The organism is Thiomicrorhabdus heinhorstiae, from assembly GCF_013391765.2.
Lineage (GTDB): Bacteria > Pseudomonadota > Gammaproteobacteria > Thiomicrospirales > Thiomicrospiraceae > Thiomicrorhabdus > Thiomicrorhabdus heinhorstiae.
The window spans coordinates 243,415-267,084 of record NZ_JACBGI020000001.1; the positions used below are offsets into that span (position 1 = coordinate 243,415).

The 23,670-nt window shown below is 47.4% G+C and carries 21 protein-coding genes; 7 read left to right on the forward strand and 14 right to left on the reverse strand.

The window, feature by feature from the left end; genetic code table 11:
• Positions 1–164 precede the first annotated feature (164 nt).
• From rpsO to dnaE, 14 genes are all read right to left on the reverse strand, one after another.
• Complete coding sequence (gene rpsO, locus H8792_RS01245; protein WP_194947309.1) at positions 165–431, reverse strand: 30S ribosomal protein S15; 267 nt, start codon at positions 429–431, stop codon at positions 165–167.
• A 162-nt stretch (positions 432–593) separates the two neighbouring features.
• Positions 594–1,082, reverse strand: coding sequence for a Crp/Fnr family transcriptional regulator (locus H8792_RS01250; RefSeq protein WP_194947310.1), 489 nt, complete (start codon positions 1,080–1,082; stop codon positions 594–596).
• A gap of 94 nt (positions 1,083–1,176) precedes the next feature.
• Positions 1,177–2,028, reverse strand: coding sequence for a class I SAM-dependent methyltransferase (locus H8792_RS01255; RefSeq protein ID WP_194947311.1), 852 nt, complete (start codon positions 2,026–2,028; stop codon positions 1,177–1,179).
• The gene (truB, locus tag H8792_RS01260) at positions 2,025–2,948 is read right to left on the reverse strand and encodes a tRNA pseudouridine(55) synthase TruB (protein ID WP_194947312.1); all 924 of its coding nucleotides are present in this window, start codon (positions 2,946–2,948) and stop codon (positions 2,025–2,027) included. The genes H8792_RS01255 and truB overlap by 4 nt, the downstream gene beginning before the upstream one ends.
• 2 nt (positions 2,949–2,950) lie before the next feature.
• A complete protein-coding gene (gene rbfA / locus H8792_RS01265) occupies positions 2,951–3,316 on the reverse strand; it encodes a 30S ribosome-binding factor RbfA (protein WP_194947313.1) in 366 nt (121 codons plus the stop codon).
• Positions 3,317–3,451: 135 nt separating this feature from the next.
• Complete coding sequence (infB, locus tag H8792_RS01270) at positions 3,452–5,959, reverse strand: translation initiation factor IF-2 (RefSeq protein WP_194947314.1); 2,508 nt, start codon at positions 5,957–5,959, stop codon at positions 3,452–3,454.
• A gap of 19 nt (positions 5,960–5,978) precedes the next feature.
• On the reverse strand, positions 5,979–7,466 hold the full coding sequence (gene nusA / locus H8792_RS01275; RefSeq protein ID WP_194947315.1) for a transcription termination factor NusA: 1,488 nt from the start codon (positions 7,464–7,466) through the stop codon (positions 5,979–5,981).
• Between the two features lie 33 nt (positions 7,467–7,499).
• Positions 7,500–7,955, reverse strand: a complete 456-nt coding sequence (rimP, locus tag H8792_RS01280) for a ribosome maturation factor RimP (RefSeq protein WP_194947316.1) — start codon at positions 7,953–7,955, stop codon at positions 7,500–7,502.
• Between the two features lie 259 nt (positions 7,956–8,214).
• Positions 8,215–8,889, reverse strand: a complete 675-nt coding sequence (locus tag H8792_RS01285; RefSeq protein ID WP_194947317.1) for a 3'-5' exonuclease — start codon at positions 8,887–8,889, stop codon at positions 8,215–8,217.
• A 2-nt stretch (positions 8,890–8,891) separates the two neighbouring features.
• Positions 8,892–10,751: a DUF294 nucleotidyltransferase-like domain-containing protein gene (locus H8792_RS01290; protein WP_194947318.1), complete on the reverse strand. Its 1,860-nt coding sequence runs from the start codon at positions 10,749–10,751 to the stop codon at positions 8,892–8,894.
• A gap of 91 nt (positions 10,752–10,842) precedes the next feature.
• Positions 10,843–12,501 carry a cation acetate symporter gene (locus H8792_RS01295; protein ID WP_194947319.1) on the reverse strand — a complete coding sequence of 553 codons (1,659 nt, stop codon included), beginning with the start codon at positions 12,499–12,501 and terminating at the stop codon, positions 10,843–10,845.
• Positions 12,501–12,806, reverse strand: coding sequence for a DUF485 domain-containing protein (locus H8792_RS01300; RefSeq protein WP_194947320.1), 306 nt, complete (start codon positions 12,804–12,806; stop codon positions 12,501–12,503). Before H8792_RS01300 ends, H8792_RS01295 begins: the two co-directional genes overlap by 1 nt.
• A 315-nt stretch (positions 12,807–13,121) precedes the next feature.
• Positions 13,122–15,077, reverse strand: coding sequence for an acetate--CoA ligase (gene acs / locus H8792_RS01305; RefSeq protein ID WP_194947321.1), 1,956 nt, complete (start codon positions 15,075–15,077; stop codon positions 13,122–13,124).
• A gap of 166 nt (positions 15,078–15,243) precedes the next feature.
• Complete coding sequence (gene dnaE / locus H8792_RS01310; protein WP_194947322.1) at positions 15,244–18,723, reverse strand: DNA polymerase III subunit alpha; 3,480 nt, start codon at positions 18,721–18,723, stop codon at positions 15,244–15,246.
• 169 nt (positions 18,724–18,892) lie between these two features.
• On the opposite strand from dnaE, the gene aat reads away from it, so the two are divergent.
• From aat to infA, 7 genes are all read left to right on the forward strand, one after another.
• Complete coding sequence (aat, locus tag H8792_RS01315; protein ID WP_194947323.1) at positions 18,893–19,651, forward strand: leucyl/phenylalanyl-tRNA--protein transferase; 759 nt, start codon at positions 18,893–18,895, stop codon at positions 19,649–19,651.
• A 148-nt stretch (positions 19,652–19,799) separates the two neighbouring features.
• On the forward strand, positions 19,800–20,174 hold the full coding sequence (locus H8792_RS01320) for a hypothetical protein (protein ID WP_194947324.1): 375 nt from the start codon (positions 19,800–19,802) through the stop codon (positions 20,172–20,174).
• Entirely contained in the window at positions 20,167–20,511 is a 345-nt protein-coding gene (locus H8792_RS01325; protein ID WP_194947325.1) for a succinate dehydrogenase, hydrophobic membrane anchor protein, read from the forward strand. The genes H8792_RS01320 and H8792_RS01325 overlap by 8 nt, the downstream gene beginning before the upstream one ends.
• Positions 20,512–20,523: 12 nt before the next feature.
• Entirely contained in the window at positions 20,524–22,293 is a 1,770-nt protein-coding gene (gene sdhA, locus H8792_RS01330; protein ID WP_194947326.1) for a succinate dehydrogenase flavoprotein subunit, read from the forward strand.
• A gap of 60 nt (positions 22,294–22,353) precedes the next feature.
• A complete protein-coding gene (locus H8792_RS01335) occupies positions 22,354–23,052 on the forward strand; it encodes a succinate dehydrogenase iron-sulfur subunit (protein WP_194947327.1) in 699 nt (232 codons plus the stop codon).
• A gap of 23 nt (positions 23,053–23,075) precedes the next feature.
• A complete protein-coding gene (locus tag H8792_RS01340) occupies positions 23,076–23,345 on the forward strand; it encodes a succinate dehydrogenase assembly factor 2 (protein WP_194947328.1) in 270 nt (89 codons plus the stop codon).
• A 49-nt stretch (positions 23,346–23,394) separates the two neighbouring features.
• Entirely contained in the window at positions 23,395–23,613 is a 219-nt protein-coding gene (gene infA / locus H8792_RS01345; RefSeq protein WP_194947329.1) for a translation initiation factor IF-1, read from the forward strand.
• Positions 23,614–23,670 lie beyond the last annotated feature (57 nt).

Below are 23,670 nucleotides of genomic sequence, written 5' to 3' on the forward strand. Positions count from 1 at the left end.
TCAGGCTATTGGTTTACAGGCTCTTAATAAATAAACTTAATTTTCGAATGAAACATTCTACCTTGTATTCACCTTTTGGCCACCAAAAAATACCTTTTATTTGAAAAATATTGGGCAAAAAAAAACCCTGCAAAGCAGGGTTTTTTCGGCATAAATGCAGGTGCTTACTTACGAAGACCAAGACGCTTGATGATAGATAGGTATCTTTCACCGTCTTTCTTGTGAACGTAATCCAGCAATTTACGACGACGGCTAACCAAACGCAACAAACCAGTACGTGAGTGGTTGTCTTGCTTGTGCTCTTTGAAGTGCTCAGTCAGGTACTTAATACGGTGAGTCAAAAGAGCAATTTGCACTTCCGGTGAACCAGTATCGCCTTCAGAAGTCGCGTATTCGGCAATGATTTTCGCTTTAGTTTCAGCATCAAACATAATATTTCTCCATTCGATCGGTCTTATAATCAAATATCGTTTCCACAACCGATGATAGAAACGAATCCGCGTATTTTACTGATTTTTTTAGTAAATACAAGTTTTAAGGCTTTTTCTAAACCCTGGATAATCCGCCGCCGGCAACTTAACCTTGCGGTCTAATTATTGTTTGCCGAAGCCATGCATATAATGACCAAGAGTCGAGATATCGTCACCCATGTGACGTACCAGTTCATCCAGACTGACAATCGCATTTTCAAGAATGTTTACCGCGATATAAGGCTCTTCAACTTTTAAACGGTCGTACATAGGACGGGTTAAGAAAATCATTTTGGCGCCTTTATGCCCGGCAATCATACGCAGGTTTCTCGGCTTGCGATCAAAGAAAGACATCTCACCAACCAGGGTTCCAACGTGCTGTTCGCCGACGGCCCCAGCGTCTTCTGCATGCCCGATAAAATCAACTTTACCTTCTGTAATCAAACTTAAATTATCGGTCACTTCACCGCGCTCAAAAACGATTTCTCTTCCTTTGTAGGTTTTTTCCTGCAAATACGGAATCAGACGTTCTACCTCAGCCTTGGTCAAAGACTCACATACCGAGTGCTCTTGAAAGAAAGTAAATAACTCTGGGACGGATAGGGAAATCATAACTGCTCCTCTGTTTTCATATTATTATTGCCGCCGAAAAGTTCTTTTACACCCTTAACCCTAGCCAATCTTCATTAAACGGAGATTAGTTTATTTATTTTGGTTTTTGGGCAATGAACGAACAGACCGGACGGCCATCTTGAATGTTTTCTATTTTATCAACAATTATTCGATAACCCGCAAAAACTTCAGCCAATTCTCCCTCCTTAAGTAATAAATTAGGATTTTTCGGCGAACCGAAGGCCTCTGCGCCTTCACTGAAAGTCTGAATCAAAACAAAACCGCCCGGATTCAGCATCTTATCTATTTTGGCAAACAGGTCGCGATTCAGATAACGAACCATCGTAATTAAATCGAACTGCGCCTGCGACAGACAATCGCCCTGTTTGAGGTTACAGCATTTAAAATTCACTTGTGCACCGGAAACCTGCGCCAGACGTTTAGCACGTTTTATGACCCTTGCTTCCTGATCAATCGCTGTGACTCGACAGCGCTGTTTTGCCAGAAAAATCGCATCCCGTCCGCCACCGCAACCAAGATCCAGTATTTGAGGGAACTTCTCATGTTGCTTTATCTCCGGCAGCAAAGACTCGGCGAAGTAAGTTACCAAGTCACTTGGCGACCATAAGGTTTTGGAATCCTTTCCCTGACACCAATCCTGTCCAAGCTGCTCACGCCAAAATGTGATATCCTGATCCGTCTGCAATACGATTGAACCGCTTACCGAATAGCCTTTCATGTCCAGAAAAATCGATGCTTCCTCTATCCGCTCCTTATCACCGATCAGGAACAATTCCGCCGGGGCCGCCGGAAGCTGATTGAGGCTTTCATCAAGATACTCCGCTTCCATCCAGGTCGCGCCGCATAAATGTCCCTGCCGGTAAGTTTCGCGGTCACGCAGGTCGAGAATGCCGTCGGCATGTCGAAAACGATTGGATGAACTCATGCGCTTTTAGTCCCATCAGTAACATTAAGATTAAACAGTCTTTTCGGTTTAATTAACTGTTTTGCTTCCTGCCACTCACCGACACCGAAACAACGACCATCCGGATCATAAAAACGAACCAGTTCTGTGTTCGGCTTGGATAGAGCTAATTTACCGCCGTGTTGCAGAAGCACCGTTTGTTCAGCATCCAGATACAGGGCTTCAAATGCTTGCAAAGCGATATCCAAAGGTTGCAGACACTGCACCTTCCGTTCTTCTATCTGTTCGATGGTCAGCATATCATCGCCGCTTAAAGAGCCGGTTTGCGTGCGGTGCAAAGCGGTTAAATGGCCCACTGTGCCTAAGGCGACAGCAATATCCTCACCTAGGGTACGCACATAGGTTCCTTTGGAACAGTGAACATCGAATACGATTTCATGCTCATTAAACGAGATAAGTTGCAGTTCGAGAATGTGTATCTTACGGGCAGGACGCTCGATTTCGATCCCTTGTCGTGCATACCAATACAAGGGCTTTCCCTGATATTTCAGAGCGGAATACATCGGAGGTATCTGCTCAATTTCACCAAGGAAAGTATGTAAAACCTTCTCAATACCTTCACGACTCAATTGCGGGACAGGCTTAACCTCAATGATCTCACCTTCGGTATCGCCACTGTTGCTACGTTCGCCTAACTTCAAGGTCGCGGTATAGCGCTTATCGGAGTCCAGCAGCAGTCCGGAGACTTTAGTCGCCTCGCCGAGACAGATCGGCAGCAAACCGGTAGCAAACGGGTCTAAAGCGCCGGTATGGCCGGCTTTTTTAGCATTAAAAATGCGTCGAACCTGCTGCAGAATACCGTTGGAAGAGACATCGGCCGGTTTATTTAACAGCACAATGCCATTAACCGCCTGACGCGGCGGATGACGAAACTGACTCATATTTATTTTTTATTTAACGCTTTATTAATCAAGTCTTCGATATGTTGAACACGTTCAGGAACCGTATCAAAATAAAAGCGCAGGTCAGGGACGATTCGCAGCTGTAAACGCTTGCCGATTTCACTGCGGAAAAAACCTTTGGCTTTTTGCAAAGCTTGTAATGTCTCGGCAACTTCCGGATCTTCGGAATTACAACCGATTAGCGAAAAATGGATTTTAGCAACACTTAAATCCTTGGAAATCTGACATTCGGTAATCGTCATTTTCTGAAAACGCGGATCCTTGACTTCCTGCACAATCAATTGTGCCAAAGTACGCTTGATTTCCTGGGCAACACGAGTCGGGCGACTCACCGTTGGTTGATTCATAACTTCTTATTCCTCGTAATAAAAGGGTGCAAGAAACATCCCGGCGACCCTTTAGACGAAAAAATGCCCCGAAGGGCATTTTCAAATGCAACTTTCACCGCGGACTTAACCCCGACAACGAAAATTTAGCGTGCTTTAATCCAAAGTACGTTTGACTTCGATACGCTCGTAACACTCGATCTGGTCACCGACTCTAACGTCATTATAGTCTTTAACCCCAATACCGCATTCCATACCTTTTTGTACTTCGTTCACATCGTCTTTGAAGCGACGCAATGATTCCAGAACACCTTCGTAGATAACGACGTTTTCACGCAGTACACGAATCGGGTTATTACGCTTCACGCTACCGTCGATAATCATACATCCGGCAATGGCACCGATTTTAGGCGCCTTAAAGACGTCACGTACATCAGCGATACCAACAATATCTTCGCGGAAGTCCGGAGCCAGCTTACCTTCAACGGCACGTTTCACTTCATCGACGATTTCATAGATAACGCTATAGTATTTCAAACTGATACCTTCGTTATCGATAATGCGCTTGGCCGAAGCATCGGCACGAACGTTGAAACCGAAAATCAAAGCTTCAGAAGCCAACGCCAAGTTAGCGTCGGTCTCGGTGATACCACCAACACCTGACGCGATCACATTAACTTTAACTTCATCGTTCGACAGCTTAACCAATGCATCGGTAATCGCTTCAATCGAACCTTGAACGTCCGCTTTAAGAATGATATTAATGTTTTGTATCTCGCCTTCAGCCATCTTGTTGAACATATTATCCAACTTGGATTTTTGCTGACGAGCAATCTTAAGTTCTTTGTTTTTCGCTTGACGGAACATCGCTGCTTCACGCGCTTTACGCTCGGATTCAACGGTAATCATTTCGTCACCGGCAACCGGCACGCCGGAAAGCCCTAAAATCTCAACCGGAATAGACGGACCAGCCTCATCGATCATATCACCCGTATCGCCGACAAGCGCACGGACACGACCATATTCCATACCGCACAAAGCGATATCGCCTTTTCTCAAGGTGCCGACTTGGACCAGAACGGTTGCCACCGGACCACGCCCCTTATCAAGACGTGATTCAATTACCACACCTTTAACCGGACCTTCGGTCGGTGCTTCAAGCTCAAGGATTTCAGCTTGCAGCGAGATCGCATCCAGCAGCTCATCTACGCCCATACCGGTTTTCGCTGAAACAGGCACAAACTGGACGTCACCACCCCACTCTTCGGGAACGACTTCTTCGGCAACCAATTCCTGTTTAACGCGTTCAGGGTTGGCACTTTCCTTATCCATTTTATTGATCGCAACGACGATACCGACACCGGATGCCTTGGCGTGCTGAATCGCTTCCTTGGTCTGCGGCATAACGCCGTCATCTGCGGCAACAACGATAACAACCACGTCAGTAACCTTGGCACCGCGAGCACGCATGGCGGTAAAGGCCGCGTGCCCCGGAGTATCGATAAAGGTCAAACCACCCATATTGGTGTCGACATGGTAGGCACCGATGTGCTGAGTGATTCCCCCGGCTTCGCCGAATGCAACCTTGGCCTTACGGATATAGTCAAGTAAGGATGTTTTACCGTGGTCAACGTGACCCATGATAGTAACAACCGGTGAACGTTTTACCGTCGCACCGTTGTACTCTTGCGCAGTGACTTCGTCTTCGATGGTTGTTTCGGTAAATGCAACCGGCTTATGCCCCATCTCTTCAACAATCAACATGGCCGTATCTTGATCCAGAATCTGATTGATCGTCGCCATCGTTCCCAGATTCATCATCATGTACTTGATGATTTCACCGGATTTAACCGACATGGCATCAGCCAGAGCAGATAAAGTAATACTTTCCGGAACTTTGACTTCCTTGATCACAGGCGCAGTCGGTTTTTGGAAAACGTGATCATTCAAAGCTTTCTTAGCTAGGCCTTTCTTACGTCCTTTACCGCCGCGGCGGCCGCTAGCATCGACATCATCATCCGCGATGACTTTACGACCCTTGACCGGTGGTTTTTTAGTTTTGGCACGAAGACCATCTTCACCGTCATTCTTTTTACGGCTTTCATGATGCTTCTGATCTTTCTGCTTTTTAGCAGCCTTAGAGTGATCTTCTTTAGGAGGCATAGGAGCACCTGAAGACGATTCACCATCAGTTTCGGCACCTTTAGCGCTAACCGGGTTCTCCTTCTTCTCAGCCTGAGCTTGCTGAGTCTGCTCAACCACCGCAGGAGTTTCCTGGGCTGCAACTACAGGTGTCGCCACCGCCTCTTCGTTAACCGTTTCCTCAATTTCAGGAATCGCTTCTTCCACTACCGTTTCAGGAGCTGTTTCAGCTTTTTTGACATAGGTGCGTTTTTTGCGCACTTCGACGTTAACGGTTCTTTTTCCGGAACCTGCCGATAAATTCAACGTTTGCTTACGGCGTAACGTGACTTTTTCAGGAGTCGCTTCGGTCTTTTCACCATGCAGGCTTTTCAAATAAGCCAACAAAGTGCGTTTTTCTTCGTCGCTAATAGCATCATTCGGTTTTTTGCCTTTAATGCCGGATTCTCCCAGCTGAGTTAGCAAACGGTCTACCGATAGGTTGAGTGTCTCTGCAAATTGTTTAATCGATACTTCTGTCATTGAAACTCTCCCCTTTTAATTATTCGAACCATGGTGCACGCGCTTTCATGATCAATTCTGCTGCTGCATCTTCGTTCATTTCGACATACTCAAGCAGTTCATCAGTACCCAGTTCCGCCAGGTCTTCTTGAGTAATCACCCCTTTCGAGGCTAATTGTTTCGCCATTTCCGGAGTCATACCTTCCAGATTCAACAAATCTTCCGCCGGCTCAGCCAAAGCAGCCTTCTCTTCTTCGGCAATCGCCTGTGTTAACAGTGCATCTTTCGCACGTTGTTTCAACTCGGAAACAATATCCTCGTCAAATCCGTCAATTTCCAGCATTTCCGTAGCAGGAACATAGGCCACTTCTTCCAAAGAGGTAAAACCTTCTTCAACCAGAACAACCGCCATCTCTTCATCAACATCCAATGCATTGATAAAGACATCCATCTGATCCTTGGATTCGGTTTCATGCTTCTCGGCCATTTCCGACTGAGTCATGACATTCAGTTCCCAACCCGTCAACTCGGAAGCCAAACGGATGTTTTGACCATTTTTACCGATCGCCTGAGACAACTGTTCGTCTTCTACGGCCAAGTCCATGGTGTGTTTATCTTCATCAACCATGATCGAGGTGACTTCAGCAGGCGCCATCGCATTGATAACAAATTGTGCGTCGTTCGGATCCCACATAATAATATCGATACGTTCACCGTTTAACTCGTTGGTTACCGCTTGAACACGTCCACCTCGCATCCCGACACAAGCACCGATCGGATCAAGACGAGGATCATTGGCACGAACTGCTATCTTGGCACGGAAACCGACATCACGTGCCGCGCTCATAATATCGATCAGATCGTCACTGATTTCAGGTACTTCAATTTTGAACAACTCAATCAGCATCTCTTTACAGGCGCGGGACATAAATAACTGTGGTCCACGCGGACGGAAAGAAACTTCCTGCAAGTACGCACGCACTCGATCCCCCATACGGAAAGATTCACGACCGACTAACTGGTTTCGCGGAATCACTGCATCAACATTGTCACCCATATCCAGAATAACATCACCGCGATCAATACGTTTTACCTGTCCGGTCAGGATTTCGCCGACGCGTTTAGAGTAGGTTTCAACAACCTTCTTGCGTTCCGCTTCACGGACTTTTTGAATAATAACCTGTTTTGCCGTTTGCGCACCGATACGTCCGAAATCAATCGATTCGATCTGCTCTTCAATAAACTCACCGACTTCGATATTCGGGTCGACATCGACTGCGTCCATTTCGCGGATATACCAACCAACGTTGTCTTCGATCAAAGTGGCATCTTCAATCACTTCCCAACGGCGGAAAGTCTCATAGTCACCTGTGTGGCGGTTAATCGAAACGCGAACATCAATTTCATCATCATAGCTCTTTCGGGTAGCCGTAGCTAAAGCAGCTTCAATAGCATCAAAAATAATCTCTTTTTCAACACCTTTTTCATTCGCCATGATTTCAACAACGGCCAATACTTCCTTACTCATCACTCACTCGCCTTAGTTTATGGTTACACCGAATTAAAATTCAGCCACTAGATTGGCTTTCTCAATTAAATCAAACGGAATTTCATACAACTCTCCGTCGACTTCAACACCGATTTTGCTCTCGTCTACCGAGACCATCGGTCCTTTGAAACGTTTTCGTCCCAAAACGGTTGTTGAAGTGCGCACTTGAACAGTCTGCCCTTGATAACGCTGATACTGTTCAGGACGGAAAAGCGTGCGATCCATGCCAGGAGAAGAAACTTCCAGATTGTAAGCGCCGGAAATTGGGTCTTCAACATCAAGAATTGCACTGACCTGATGACTGATATCGGCACAATCATCAACGGTGATCCCACTGTCTTCACGATCAACATAAACGCGTAAAGTCGAATGGCGTCCGGCAGGCATATACTCAATCCCCCAAAACTCGAATCCCATAGATTCGATGGTCGGTCGCAAACTGTTTTCAAGCTTCTCTTCTAAGGTCACAAAAACTACCAATCCGTTTTCATAAATTCCAATAACAAAAAACCCCGTAAAAACGGGGTTTTTAAAAATTTAAACCGTTCAATGAAATTTTCCAAGAACGTTTCAAGATGTTTTTAAAAAATCTGCGCGCAATATACAGCTTTAGGTGATTTTTGTCAAGTTTCGCCTTAAACATCTATTGAAATGCCGGATAGGCATGGAGGATCGGCAAATTTATATCGATTGATTTCTTAACCCAAATTATAAAAAATTTAAAAAGCTAGTGAGCGGACAAATCTCCATAGAGCAACGAGCGTAATTTTAAAAATGCCATCCCGGTCATTAAAGCATCGTTAAAAGCATCATGTTGGGAAAACATCGGTAACTCCAGTTTTTCCATCATATGATCAAAACGCAGATCATAATGGGCGTTGTGCATCGAATCCCGATGTTGCTGCTGTCGCCACTGATAGTAAAGCCCGGAGACTTCTATTCGCGGATTCGGCAGACCGCTCCCCAACCAAGGTTTTACAATTCGGTCGATCATCGCCAAATCAAATTCCAGATAGTAACCGACCAAAGTAGCCGAACCGATAAAATGTAGAAACGCCTCGATTGCCTGGCGCTCACTTAACACTTCGCCGACTTGCAGATCGACATGCCGAATGTGATGAACTTTAATGCTCTCCTCGGAGATACTTATCTCCGGATAAACCATTACATTAAATTTTTGACTGCTTAAAATCCGATTACCGCAAATCTTTACCGCACTTAACGTGATAATTCGATCCTGTTTCGGGTTCAAGCCGGTCGTTTCGCAATCCAGACTGACGAATTCTTTTCGTTCTAATCGACTCTTTGCATCTGCCAGAAAGACAAATTCAGGCTCACGCAATTTTTTCAAAAAGCGTTTATCTCGCCGTCGTTGTTGCAATGCACTCCACCAAGCCTGCATGCTTACAGCACCTCATGCAGTTTAAAGTGACGACTCAGGCGTTTTTTGAAACGCTCTACAACCCGGAAAGCCTCCTTCAAAAGATCCTGTTGCAAGTGACTCAAGACACTGATGTCTATCGACTCGCTATCCGCCTCCTCTATACCCTGTTGCTGTAACATCGACTCCAGACGCAAGCCCTGAAGAAAGTTCAACGATTCGCCCAGTTCAATACCGAACTCGTGCTCGAAGACTTCAAGATCCATTAAGGCCTTAATTCGCCAATGCGTGTTAGTTTGCTGCACTCCGGCTTCTAAAGCATAGCAACGCACACCGTGAACAATCGGAAAGATGCCGCCTTTTTTCAAATTGACCCATTCACGACGCTGGTTCTTAATCGTAATCAAACCGCCTAGAAAACCGACCGGCGTCGGAAACTGCAACGCCTTAGCTGCAAAATGATGTAGCCAAATTGGCTGATTTCGCAAACTGGAAAACAGCTGTTTTTTCAGATTTTCCAACTGTGCCTGATTGCCGTAAACACACTCGGCATCACTAAAAATCGCCGACCACATAAAACTCTCTTCACACGGCTGATCAAACCATTCATGCAACTGCGCGCAGAACTCACTATAGGATTGTCGCCAACGCGGTTGATTGAGCATAATACCGCCGGGACAAGGAGGAAAACCCAATTTTAACAATGCCTGACTAAAGGTATCGCTAAAAGCATCGATCTTGATACGCTCTTCCTTATCCAAATCATCGGCAAATAAAAGCGCATTATCCTGATCGGTTCTCAATATTTGCTCGGAACGACCTTCACTGCCCATTACCAATAAACAGACCTTGTCGCGCAAAGAACTATCCAGCAGCAGTTCAACCAGTTTCTGCATAATTTTGCGATGCAACTCATTGACCATTTTGGCAATGTAGTGCGATTTAATGCCCCGATGATGCAGGTTATCAATCAGGCGGTCAATTTGATCGGAAACCTTCAGCAACTCATGCAAATTGTCGGCCTGATCGATTTTAATCAGAGCCAATCCGGATTGATCGGCAAACAGAATCATTAGATCCTGCTGAGTTAAAAAACCGATAAACCCCTGATCGTCTCGCACAACCAAACGATCTATTCCATGACGGGTAATTTTCAATAGCGCGTTAAACAGAAAATCGAATTGGTGAACACTGATCAATTCTCGACTGGCGTAGTCGCCAACCTTGTGAATGGAGAATTCATCATGGGATTTCGGCTCTGCCAGCGCTTTTAACAAATCACTGGAACTGAAGAGTCCAAAACGCTCGCTTTCTGGTAAATTTCCGGCAAATTCAACCAAACATGCATCTCCGGCATTCTTGCGAAGAATTTGTGCCGTTTCTGCCAAAGAAGCGGAAGCCTTGACCTTCAGCAGGGGGCGAATTGGCGCTAAGCAAACAGTGTCCATCATGACTTCTGTTGCCGAAGCCATCTGCTGGGTTTTATACAGACTGTCCAATCGCTCAGCAATTGAGGAATGAAAAAAATCATAAAAGCCGCGATCTTTTTCCAATAATTCGGCAAACTGGCTCTTCGGCAAACTATAAAGAATCGCCTCTTCTTCGACCAGAAACTCAACCTGTACCGATGCAGCGCTTTTGCCCAGCAGGAGCTGTTCGCCAAAGAAACTTCCACCTGCATAGCGTCCAAGGACGGTTTCTCCACGACGCTCCTTAACCAGCCCCTTAATCACGATAAACAGGCTGTCAAATTCTTTAATCACCGAGTCGGAAGGAAAGTACACAACATCGAGTTGCTGTGCAGTTTGCGATAACAGCTTGATTGGCAGAGAAGAAAATGGCGAGATCTGTTGTAAAAACTGCAGCTGTTGTTCAGAAGCCATAATAATCCTCTATGCTGACCAGACAACGATCATTTGGAAATAAAAAAGGAGGCAAAAGCCTCCCTTATCATAAACGATTAATGCCGATTAATCAGTGGCTAGACGCCCCTTCAGCACCAATCCCGGTTTGCGAACGAATAAATTGCGCTTCGAAACCGTCACGGTCTTCTTTACCGCGTGCCGATTTGTCGGTAATCGAGAAGAACCAGATACCAACAAATGCAATGATCACGGTAAATAGTGCCGGGAATTTATAAGGAACGATCGCCGCACCCATATCCAGGATCTGCGTCCAGACGACCGGACCAAGAACCACCATGACTACCGCGGAGATCAAACCTAACCAACCACCGATTACCGCACCACGCGTGGTCATACCTGACCAGAACATAGACATAATCAATACCGGGAAGTTAGCAGAAGCTGCAATAGTGAAAGCAAGTGCTACCACGAAGGCAATGTTCTGATCTTTAAATCCGATACCGAACAGGATTGCCAAACCTCCGATAGCCAGAGTTGCAATACGTGCCACTTTAGTTTCTTGAGCTTCAGTTGCGTTCTTATTGATCACGTTCGCATAGATATCATGTGACAGAGCAGAAGCCCCTGCCAGTGTCAGACCCGATACAACTGCAAGGATAGTCGCAAATGCAACCGCGGAGATGAAGCCAAGGAAGTAGTCACCGCCAACAACGTGCGACAGGTGAATCGCCGCCATGTTGTTACCACCGACCAGTTTATCGCCTGCGAAGTATTCCGAACCGACAACCATTGCTACAGCACCGAAACCGATAATGAAAGCAAGGATGTAGAAGTAACCGATAAAACCAGTCGCATAGAAGACCGATTTACGTGCCTCTTTCGCATCAGGAACCGTAAAGAATCGCATCAGAATATGCGGAAGACCTGCCGTACCGAACATCAACGCAATACCAAGAGAGATCGCATTGATCGGATCAGAAACAAAACCACCCGAGAACAGGATGTTCATATCGCCACCGCGGTTATCAACCGCGGTTTTAAACAGAGTTTCGAAGCTGAAGCCCATTTGGTACATAACCATGATCGCGATGAAAGTCGCACCGGAAAGCAGTAGTACCGCTTTAATGATCTGAACCCAAGTAGTTGCCAACATACCGCCGAAAGTCACATAAGCGATAATCAGAGCACCAACCATCAGAACCGCGTAGTTGAAGTCCAGACCGAACAGCAATTCGATCAGTTTACCGGCACCGACCATCTGCGCGATCAAATACAGGATTACAACCGCGATACCACCAAAAGCGGCTAGAACGCGGATAGGCGTTTGTTTGAAACGGTAAGCTGCAACGTCGGCAAACGTAAATTTACCCAGGTTACGCAAACGTTCGGACATCAAGAACAACATGATTGGCCAACCAACCAGGAAACCGATTGCGAAGATCAAACCATCATACCCTTTCAAGTACACCATCCCGGTAATACCCAGGAAAGACGCCGCTGACATATAGTCACCCGCCAGAGCCAGACCGTTTTGGAAACCGGTGATTCCACCGCCCGCAGCATAGAAGTCTTTTGCAGACTTGGTGCGCTGAGCAGCCCAGTAGGTAATGAACAGGGTCAAACCGACAAAGATAACGAACATAACAATCGCAGGGAAGTTAACTTCTTCCGCTTTGGCGCCACCTTGAATATCGCCTGCTGCAAAGGCCGCAACCGGCAATAGAGCCAGCATTGAGAAAGAGGCTAGTAGTTTCATTAATTGAGACATTACTCCACCTCTTTCTTGATTTTAGCTGTCAGCTCATCAAAATCACTGTTCGCTTTTCTGACGTAGTAACCTGTCAAAAGGAAGGCAAATATGATAATTGCCACACCGACCGGGAAACCGATTGAAACGTATTCACCGGAAATGATGGTAGTGAAAAACGCAGGGTCAAAGGCTAACAGCATAATGTAGCCGTAATAAACCACAAGCATTGCGATAGAGAGTTTCCAGGCTAGACCTGAACGCTCTTTCACAAGCTTCTGATACTCAGGAAGATTCTTAATCTTCTCAATCTTAGCTTGATCCAAAATTATTCTCCTCGTTTGAGACTTTTCTATGATTATTATCTTAGCCCTCAAGGCAAAGCGCATGGAGCCAGCCTGAAGGCTCCCCCATTATCACGGCACTTTAAGGGCTAGGAAAATAAGACTTTTTTATCAATGTATATAAAACCCGCAGCCTAATTTTTACTTAAACACCGGGCATACTCATTTAATAACAATGATTTAAATGAGACTTAACATCCAAATTATCGGAAATTTAAGACTCACATAAAAAACCCCCGATCGAAAACGGTCGAGGGTATCTTTAAATTCGGCCAGGGAACAGGCCGATTCAAACTTTTACGCTTTTTGCTGGAACTGATCCAGAATAGTCGGATCTTCCAAAGTCGAAGTATCTTGAGTGATTTCTTCACCTTTGGCAATTGTACGCAACAAACGACGCATGATTTTACCGGAACGCGTCTTCGGCAGGTTGGTTCCGAAGCGAATATCATCCGGCTTGGCAATCGGACCGATCTCTTTGGCAACCCAGTTGCGTAATTCTTGAACCAGTTTATCGCGTGCATCGCCTTCTGGAATATCCACATTCAGCACCACGAAAGCAGCAACCGCTTCACCTTTAACATCATGCGGACGACCAACTACCGCCGCTTCGGCAACCTGTGGATGCGAAACCAACGCAGATTCGATTTCCATGGTTCCAAGGCGGTGACCAGAAACGTTCAATACATCGTCGACACGACCAAGAATCCAGAAATAACCATCTTCATCACGGTGCGCACTGTCGCCCACCACATAATAAGGCTTGCCTGCCAACGGGAAATAAGTGCTTCTGTAACGCTCATCATCTCCCCAGACATTACGGATCATTGACGGCCACGGTTTCTTGATAGCCAAAAGCCCACCTTCGTTACCGTGCAGTTCATTCCCTTCTTCATCCAGAATCACCGCATCGATCCCTGGAATAGGTTGCGTACATGATCCTGGCTTCAAAGGAGTAACCGGGAAAGGCGCGATCATATGCGCACCGGTTTCGGTCTGCCACCATGTATCGATAATCGGGCAGCGTTGTTTACCGATGACATCGTGATACCACATCCAGGCTTCCGGGTTAATCGGTTCGCCAACCGTTCCCAGAAGACGCAGTTTGGACAGGTCGTATTGATTTGGAAGGTCGGCACCGAATTTCATCAGCGCACGGATTGCCGTCGGAGCCGTATAGAAGACGGTTACGCCGTGATCTTGACACACTTGCCAGAAACGGCCGGCATCCGGATAGGTCGGAACACCTTCGAACATCAACATGGTCGCACCGACCGAAAGCGGCCCGTAAGCGACATAAGAGTGACCGGTGATCCAGCCCACATCCGCGGTACACCAGAACACATCGTCGTCGTTCAAATCGAACATCCACTCATTCGTCAAATGAGCGTTAAGCAAATAGCCGCCGCTACTGTGTTGAACCCCTTTCGGCTTACCGGTCGAACCGGAAGTGTAAAGCAGGAACAAAGGATGTTCGGCATCTACAGCAACCGGATCATGGTAATTACTCATGCCGGCTTCGGCTTCCATCCAGTCGATATCGCGACCTTCATGCATCGGCACTTCATCATCGGTACGACGATAAACGATAACACGCTTAACCTGCTCACAGCCTTTTTCCAAAGCATCGTCCACAGCATGTTTAAGCGAGATGGTTTTACCGCCGCGACGGCTGCCGTTGGTGGTAATAACCAGCTTGGCGCCGGCATCTTCAATTCGGTCACGCAACGCTTCGGCAGAGAAACCGCCGAACACCACCGAGTGGATCGCACCGATACGCGCACAGGCCTGCATGGCAATTACCGCCTGCGGAATCATAGGCATATAGATGATAACGCGATCACCCTTTTCAACGCCTTGTGCCTGCAAGGTGTTGGCAAAACGGCACACATTGTCGTGCAATTCTTTATAAGTATAGTGCTCGACATCACCGCGATCGCCTTCGAAGATGATCGCCAGCTTATCGCTTTTCGTCTCCAAATGTCGGTCGATACAGTTATAGGAGACATTCAATTCACCATCGGTGAACCATTTATAGTGAGGGGCATTTGAATCGTCTAAACCGACGGTAAAAGGTTTGTTCCAGTGTAATTTCTCTTTAGCCAACTTCGACCAAAATCCGACATGATCTTCAGCCGCGTCTTTACGCATGGCGTCAATATCTTCGACACTCAACCCAAAACCGGATTTAATTTCGTCGCTCAGTTCGAATACGCGACTCTCCGTTAAGATCGATTCAATGTTTTTAGACATGCTGTCTCCTAGTTCAACAAATACTTATTCCACAAGTTTCAAACGAAACTTTATCCCCACTCGCCGACCGAATCCGGGCCTGCTTTTTCAAAAAGGGAAGTTTAACATCCCTGAGTTAGCCTTTACACCTAAAAATACCGCTTTTATAAAAGTGCCCACAAAGCGATTAAATGATTACCTGCGGCGACCAACCATCCGCCACCAGGGCTTCGATCAGTGCATCATCTGGATAAAACAACTCATTTTCGGCGGATCGCAATTTTGCGCTCGCTATCTTATTCCGGTACTGTACCCAGATCGGCAAACCTTGCTCCGCACTGCGGTACGCCTGCAACAAATGTCCGAGCTGGTTGAGTTTTTCCGGGTTCAGAATATCGCTATCGACCTGCAATTCCAGAGCTCGGCCTTTTTCAATTCTGGCCTCCGCCAAAGAGACCACCTGTTCGGCGTCCATACGAATACCGCCGTTAAAATTATCTTCGCTGACTTCTCCGTAAACCATTACCACCATATCGTTTTGCAGGTGATCTTTAACCGCCTCATACACGGCAGGACGCATAATGACTTCAATTCGCGCACTCTTATCGTCCAAGGTCATAAAGCCCATGCGCTGGCCGGTACGCGTCACCTTGTTACGCAACAGCATTATCAGCCCGGCGATCCACTTTTTCTGCCATTTCTCGGGGCGTAGCTGGACGATTTTCTGTTCTACCAGTGTCACCAACTCATTCTCGTAAATATCGATTGGGTGGCCGGTCATATACAGGCCAAGGGTTTCTTTTTCCCCTTGCAAACGGAGTTTTTCCGGCATTTCCACTACTTCGACCAACGACGATTCAACACCCTCTTCCATAGTGACACTGTCACCAAACAGATCGGTCTGTCCCAGTTCACTGTTTTTGATCTGCTGTTCGGCCTGCTTTAATGCCATCGGTATGCTTTGCAGCATCGCATTACGGTTATCATGCAGACCGTCTAAAGCACCACTGCGAACCAGAGCCTCAATCACGCGACGATTGGCTTTTTTACCGGCGCGCAAGCAGAAATCGAACAGATCACGAAAAGCGCCGTTTTCCTTACGTTCGGCAAGAATCCCTTCCAGTGCCGCTTCACCGACACCTTTAATACCACCGAGTCCATAATTGATACTTCTTGGCCCGCTTGGTTTAAAGTGAATCTCACCGACGTTAATATCCGGTCTGTGTACTTCCAATCCCATGGCGTAACATTCGTTCACCATGTGTACTACCTTATCGGTGTTATCCATGTCGGAGGATATCTGCGCCGCCATGAATTCAGACGGATAATGCGTTTTCAGCCAAGCCGACTGATAAGAGACCAAAGCATAGGCAGCGGAGTGGGATTTGTTGAACCCGTAACCGGCGAATTTTTCAACCAGGTCGAAAATCTTCATCGCCAGTTCGCCGTCAACGTTGTTCTTAATCGCCCCTTCTTCGAATACCGAGCGCTGCTTAGCCATCTCTTCCGGTTTCTTTTTCCCCATCGCGCGTCGCAGCATATCCGCTCCGCCTAGAGTATAACCGGCCAAAACCTGAGCGATCTGCATAACCTGCTCCTGATAGAGAATAACCCCATAAGTCGGTTCCAAAATCGGTTTGAGCGACTCATGCTGATATTGCGCATCAGGGTAAGAGACTTTTTCGCGACCATGCTTACGGGCGATAAAGTTATCGACCATTCCCGATTCCAACGGTCCCGGACGGAACAGAGCCACCAAAGCGATAATATCTTCGAAACAGTCGGGACGCAGACGCACGATCAAACTCTGCATTCCACTCGACTCGAGCTGAAATACTCCGGTGGTCTTACCGGTTTTAATCAAGTCGAAAGTTGGTACGTCGTCCAATGGAATACGCGCTATATCGACAAAATCTTCATCGTCAGGTTTTTTATTGTGGTTAATCGACTGCAACGCCCAATCAATAATGGTCAGGGTTCTTAATCCCAAGAAGTCGAATTTGACTAGCCCTGCAGTTTCAACGTCGTTTTTATCCAGCTGAGTGACGACACTAGAACCATCCGGTTCACACAGTACCGGACAGAAGTGATCCAACGGTTTCGGGCCGATTACCACCCCACCGGCGTGCTTACCGGTGTTACGCACCGTACCTTCCAGCTTTAATGCCAATTCCAACAGCTGCGCAGCGTCTTCGTCATTGTCGCGTTTAGCCTGCAGGTCTTCTTCTTTTTCCAAAGCATCCTTGAGCTTGATTCCCAGCTCGTTCGGAATCAGTTTGGCAATACTGTCAACCGCCCCGTAACCGAGTCCGAGAACCCGCCCGACGTCGCGTACTACCGCCTTCGCGGCCATGGTTCCAAAAGTAACGATCTGCGAAACATGATCCCGGCCGTAGTGACGGGATACGTAGTCGATGACCTCGTCACGGCGATCCATACAAAAGTCAACGTCGAAGTCAGGCATGGAGACACGTTCCGGATTCAGGAAACGTTCGAACAGCAGATCATATTCGATCGGATCGAGATCGGTAATTTTCAAAGCATAAGCCACCAGAGAACCCGCCCCCGAACCACGGCCTGGGCCGACAGGAATCTGGTGATTTTTACCCCATTGAATAAAGTCGGCAACGATCAGGAAATATCCGGGGAAGCCCATTTGCAGAATAATATCGAGCTCGAATTGAATTCGCTCGTAATACTCTTTATGTTTAGCGGCAAATTCGGCCTCGCTGAGGTGTCCGAAGAGAAACTCCAGACGTTCGTCCAACCCTTTATGACTCTCACTTACAAAGAACTCATCCATCGTCATGCCTTCCGGCACCGGAAAGTCAGGCAGGAAGTAAGTGCCGAGTGTCAAATCCAGATTGCAGCGCTTGGCGATTTCCACGGTATTGGCAATCGCCTCAGGCAAGTCGGCAAAAAGCTCGATCATCTCTTCGCTGCTGCGGAAATACTGCTGTTCGGAGAAACGTTTCGGACGGGATTGATCTTCAAGTACATAACCGTCGTGAATACAGGTGCGTACTTCGTGCGCTTCAAAATCTTCGGCGGTTGCAAAACGCACGTCATTGGTTGCAACGACAGGTAATTCAAAGGTTTCCGCAGCTTCTATCGCCAGAGCAATGTAAGCTTCTTCGGAGTCACGTCCGGTGCGAATCAATTCCAGATAGAAACGATCCGGAAAGTAATGTTTCCACCATTGCAATCGAGTCTGAACCAATTCGCGATTCTGCGCCAGCAAGGCTCTGCCGACATCGCCTTCGCGACCGCCGGATAAAACGATCAACCCTTCGTTATAAGTTTCCAGCCATTCGCGCTTGATCATCGCCACACTATCGTTCTGATAGGTCTTCTGATTATGCAGGTAGCTTTGCGAGATCAGATGGGACAGATTGAGATAACCCTGCTGATTCTGGCACAGCAACACAACACGAAAGACTTCTTCACTCTCGTCTTCCAGCCAGATATCGGCGCCGATAATCGGTTTTATTCCGGCTCCGATTGCCGAAGAGTAGAACTTCACCAGGGCGAAGAGGTTATTTTGATCGGTCAGCGCCATCGCCGGCTGCTGATGTTGCTGCAGTAATCCGATAATCGGCTTGATGCCTAAAGTACTGTCGACAACGGAGTATTCGGAATGGAGATGAAGGTGTACAAACTGGGTCATTAGAGTGAAATCTTACAAAGATTGAAAGAGGCTTCCTGCTAAAATTTCGTGTTATTCTACCGCGTTCACCCTCCGGCGAGATTAAAGAGTTAAACTTTTTTTGTAAAGCGCGCTTATCTCGCAGCCTTTTTGCGGGTCTTTACATTCAAATCAATCGACAGAAATTTTTATGCTACAGCAACTAGGACCTTTCTGGGTCGATGAAGAACAGGAACCGGCCTTTCCTCCTACCGAACTGGCCGCAACCGATCCGGACGGCCTTTTGGCAATCGGCGGCCGCTTGACTCCCGATTGGCTGCTTACCGCTTACCGTCACGGTATTTTTCCGTGGTTTAATCCGGACGAACCGGTTTTATGGTGGTCACCCAGCCCACGCAGTGTACTGCGAATTTCCGAACTTAAAGTATCCAAAAACCTGCGCAAACAGGTTGTCAAAATGCAGCGTGAAGGCCGTTTAAAAGTGACTCTCGACCAGGATTTTCCTACGGTGATGTACCACTGCGCGTCGATTCCCCGCAACGGCCAGGATGGAACCTGGATCGGCAAACGAATGTATGAGGCCTACAACCGTTTACACTCCATGGGCTATGCCCACTCGGTAGAAGTCTATTTTGATGACGAACTTGCCGGAGGCTTGTATGGCATCTGTATCGGTAAAATGTTTTTCGGCGAATCGATGTTCTCACTGCAGAGTAACGCTTCGAAAATCGCTCTAGGTGCTTTAAGCATGCAATTACGCTCTTGGGGATTCGAATGGATCGACACTCAGGTCGAAACCCCGCATCTGAACTCCATGGGAGCCAATTGCTTTGAACGTCGAGATTTCGAGGCGATTCTGGACGAATTTTGCGAGCAGAGTTTTCCGGTACAGAAGTGGCATTTCGATATCAACTGGATAGAAGAATTGCAAAACTTTGCTCGTCTTTAACCAGCAGTAGCCAACTTATCATTTCTTCGCTAGTAAATTAGCCTTTTTTAATGCCTTCCCAGTCCATTAAAAAAGACGTTAAAATGATAGTCAATCGATTCAGCCTCATACTGGAACGAGCCGGTTAATTACGCCTGCGGAGGATGGAATGTTTATACCTGACGGACGCCCTCGAAATCTCGACATCAGCCGGTTCCATTTTCCGCTGAATGCCGTTATCTCCGGCCTGCACCGTATTACCGGTGTCATGTTACTGCTGTGTCTGCTCGCCTACCTGAGCATTTGGAATCTGCAATTTATCGCCCATTTTGATTTACCGGATAGCCTGCTGCAAACCCTGCATTCGATCTTTTGGCTCAGCTTGGGTTTTCACTGGCTTAGCGGCATTCGTCATCTGTTGGCAGAACACCTTGCCGATAGCCGTTTCTATGTCAAAATCAATCAAGCCGTTAGCGTTTATGGCCTGCTTCTCATATGGACGATATACAGCTATCTGCTATTGGGAGTGATATGGAATGCTTGAAATGAAGCGTCTTAGCGGTAAAAAAGCCCATCTGTGGCAGAGGTACAGTGCCTATTACCTGCTGATCTTTTTCCCCTATCTCGGCTGGCAAACTCTTAACTTTCCACGTTACGCCGATATCCAGACTCTGTTGCAGAACCAGTTTCACGGTTTTTTTGCCGTCAGTTCACTCATCGCTGCTGCCCTGCTGCTAATTCACCTGTGGGTAGGCGGTCGCGATATTTTGATCGATTACAGTCTTCGTTCCAAAACTGTCACTTGGCTGAACCTGTATCAAATCATTCTGTTTCTGATTACTTTCGACCTCTGTTGGGTGCTGTATGCATCCCTCTCTTAAAGGAAAGCGGCAATGAGCGAGTCTCTTCTGGAGTACGATTTCGACGTCATTATTATCGGCGCCGGCGGTGCGGGACTGCGTGCTGCTCTGCTGCTCACCGAGCAGGGGCATAAGGTAGCCGTCGTTTCCAAAGTTTTTCCGACCCGTTCGCATACGGTTGCCGCCCAGGGCGGCATCAATGCTGCTCTGGCAAATGTCACTCCCGACAAATGGGAATGGCATATGTATGACACCATTAAAGGCAGCGACTACCTCGGTGATCAGGATGCAATCGAATTCATGTGTTCGGAAGCTGCTGAAATCGTACGCGAACTGGAACATTTCGGTGTTCCCTTCTCTCGCCTCAATAACGGCAAAATCTATCAACGCGCCTTCGGCGGCCAGAGCCAAAACTATGGTGAAAGTCAGGCACATCGAACCTGCGCTGCCGCCGACCGCACCGGCCACGCCATTCTGCATTCGCTCTATCAGCAAAATCTCCGCTCCGGCACCCATTTTTTCGACGAACACTATGCCATTGATCTGCTGAAAAGTGGCGAGCAGGTTTGCGGTGCCGTCGTAATGAATCTGCACGATTCGCAATTGAAACGTCTGAATGCCAAACACACTCTGCTTGCTACCGGCGGTGCCGGTCAGGTTTTCCGCACCAATACCAATGCGGCTATTAATAGCGGCGACGGACTCGGCATGGTCGCTCGGGCCGGCTTTACCCTGCAGGACATGGAATTCTGGCAGTTCCATCCAACCGGCGTCGCAGGCAAAGGAATGCTAATTTCCGAGGCGGTTCGCGGCGAAGGCGGCATACTACGCAATAGTAATGGAGAAGCCTTTATGGAGCGTTATGCTCCGCGCGTTAAAGATCTCGCTTCGAGAGACGTCGTAGCACGCGCGATCTCAATCGAAGTTACCGAAGGCCGTGGCTGCGGTCCGAACAAAGATTACGTTCTGCTCGACATTTCCCATCTTGACGGCGATTTAGTCCGTCAACGATTACCCGGAATTCGCGACATCAGCATGACTTTCCTCGGCAAGGACCCGATCGAAGAGCCCATTCCTGTCTTCCCCACCTGCCACTATATGATGGGCGGAATTCCAACCAATTTGCAGGCACAGGTCGTCACTCCAGACCACAATAGCGAACAAGCGGTCGTTGATGGCCTGTACGCCATTGGCGAATGTGCTTGTGTATCGGTGCATGGCGCCAATCGGCTCGGTGGCAATTCCCTACTGGACATAGTGGTCTTCGGTCGAAAAGCCGCCCAATCCATTGACGCTGAGCTCAAAGCGAATACTCGACGTAAGATTTCGGAAGCTGATAATCTTGAGGTGATTCTGGCTCGCTTTCATCGCTGGCAACTGGCGCAAACGACTGATGACAGTATTGCTCGTATCAAAAAGGATTTACAAACCGTTATGGAACAAGGGTGTGGGGTTTTTCGTGACCTGGACAGCATGCAGACAGCGCTGGACAAACTTTTGCCGATAGAAGAACGCCTCATGGAGGTCGGCTTGAACGATCATTCGGATGTATTCAATCTCGATCGCTTAGCGGCGCTTGAGCTGGAAAACCTTCTGATCGTCGCCTTTGCGACCGTACAAAGTGCCTTAGCCCGTCAGGAAAGCCGCGGTGCTCACAGTCGAGTCGACTTCCCGGAACGCGACGATAGCGACTGGCTAAAACACACCTTGTATTCGCATCGTTTGAGACGTTTGAGCTACAAGAAAGTAAACCTGACACCACAGCACCATGCTCCTTTTGAACCGAAAAAACGCGTCTATTAACGCATCAATGCAGCGGAATCTGGAAATAAATCGAATCATCACAATCAACACGGAGGCGCTATGGAGGTTTTAATCAGCCGTTACCATCCCGACAAGGATGACGAGCCCTATATGCAGACATTCGAAGTTGATGGCAGTCAACTGCACTCGGATGCAATGCTGCTGGAATTGATCCTGCATCTGCGAGAAATCGATCCAACCCTCGGCGTACGCTACTCATGTCAGGAAGGTGTCTGCGGTTCCGACGCTTTGAATGTCAACGGTAAAAACCTCTTGAGTTGTACTACACCGTTAAAATCGCTCAAGGAACCGATTGAAATCCGTCCCTTGCCCGGCTTCCCGATTATTAAGGATTTGATTGTCGATCTGGAACTGTTCTACCAGCAATACAAATCGGTTGAACCCTTTCTGCAAAGCGAACCTCTCGATCCGCAGCAGGAGCATCTGCAGACACCGAAGCAGCGTGAACAGCTCGACGGCAAATACGAATGTATTCTGTGCGCCTGCTGTTCGGCCAGCTGTCCCTCATTTTGGTGGAACCCGGATCTGTTCGCCGGACCTGCTGCCTTGCTGGCTGCTCAGCGCTTTACCATCGATTCGCGCGATATCACGACCATTGACCGATTACACAAATTGGATAGTCCGACCAAAACCTTCCGCTGTCGACATATCCAGAACTGCACTGCATCTTGTCCGAAAGGTTTGAATCCCAGTCAAGCGATCCAGTCGTTAAAGAACCGTATCGTCAAAGGACACTGAAAAAGATGCATCAGGACTGAATCATGGATAAGGAAAACTGGAAAAAGCACGCACTTTTTCTCTGTAAACGCGGTCATTTGGAAACCGAGTTACTGCTGGAACATTACGTCAAAACGTTACCGCAACAGATAAAGACCGAAGAAACACACATCCTTTTCGAATTGCTCAATTTGGATGACAATACACTTTTTGCATCGCTTTTAACGTCAGATCAGCCCCTGCCATCCGCACACCATCATCTTCAACCCCTTATAGACGCGATTCGCCGCAAATATTTGATGAAGCAAGAATAGTTTGCTATAATCCGCCGCAATTTTTATTCTATAAGGGTTTTATAAACAGATGGCAAAACAAGACGTTATTGAATTCGACGGTGTGGTTCTTGAAACACTACCGAACACGATGTTTAAAGTTGAACTGGAAAACGGTCACCAGATTCTGGCGCACATTTCCGGACGCATGCGTAAAAACTACATTCGAATTCTTGCCGGTGACTCTGTTAAGGTTGAGTTGACACCTTACGATCTGACCAAAGGTCGTATCACTTACCGCGGAAAATAATCGCGGCTTCCAAGCGATCGAAATCATACAAACCCTTAGTTAAAAGCCCCCAATCCC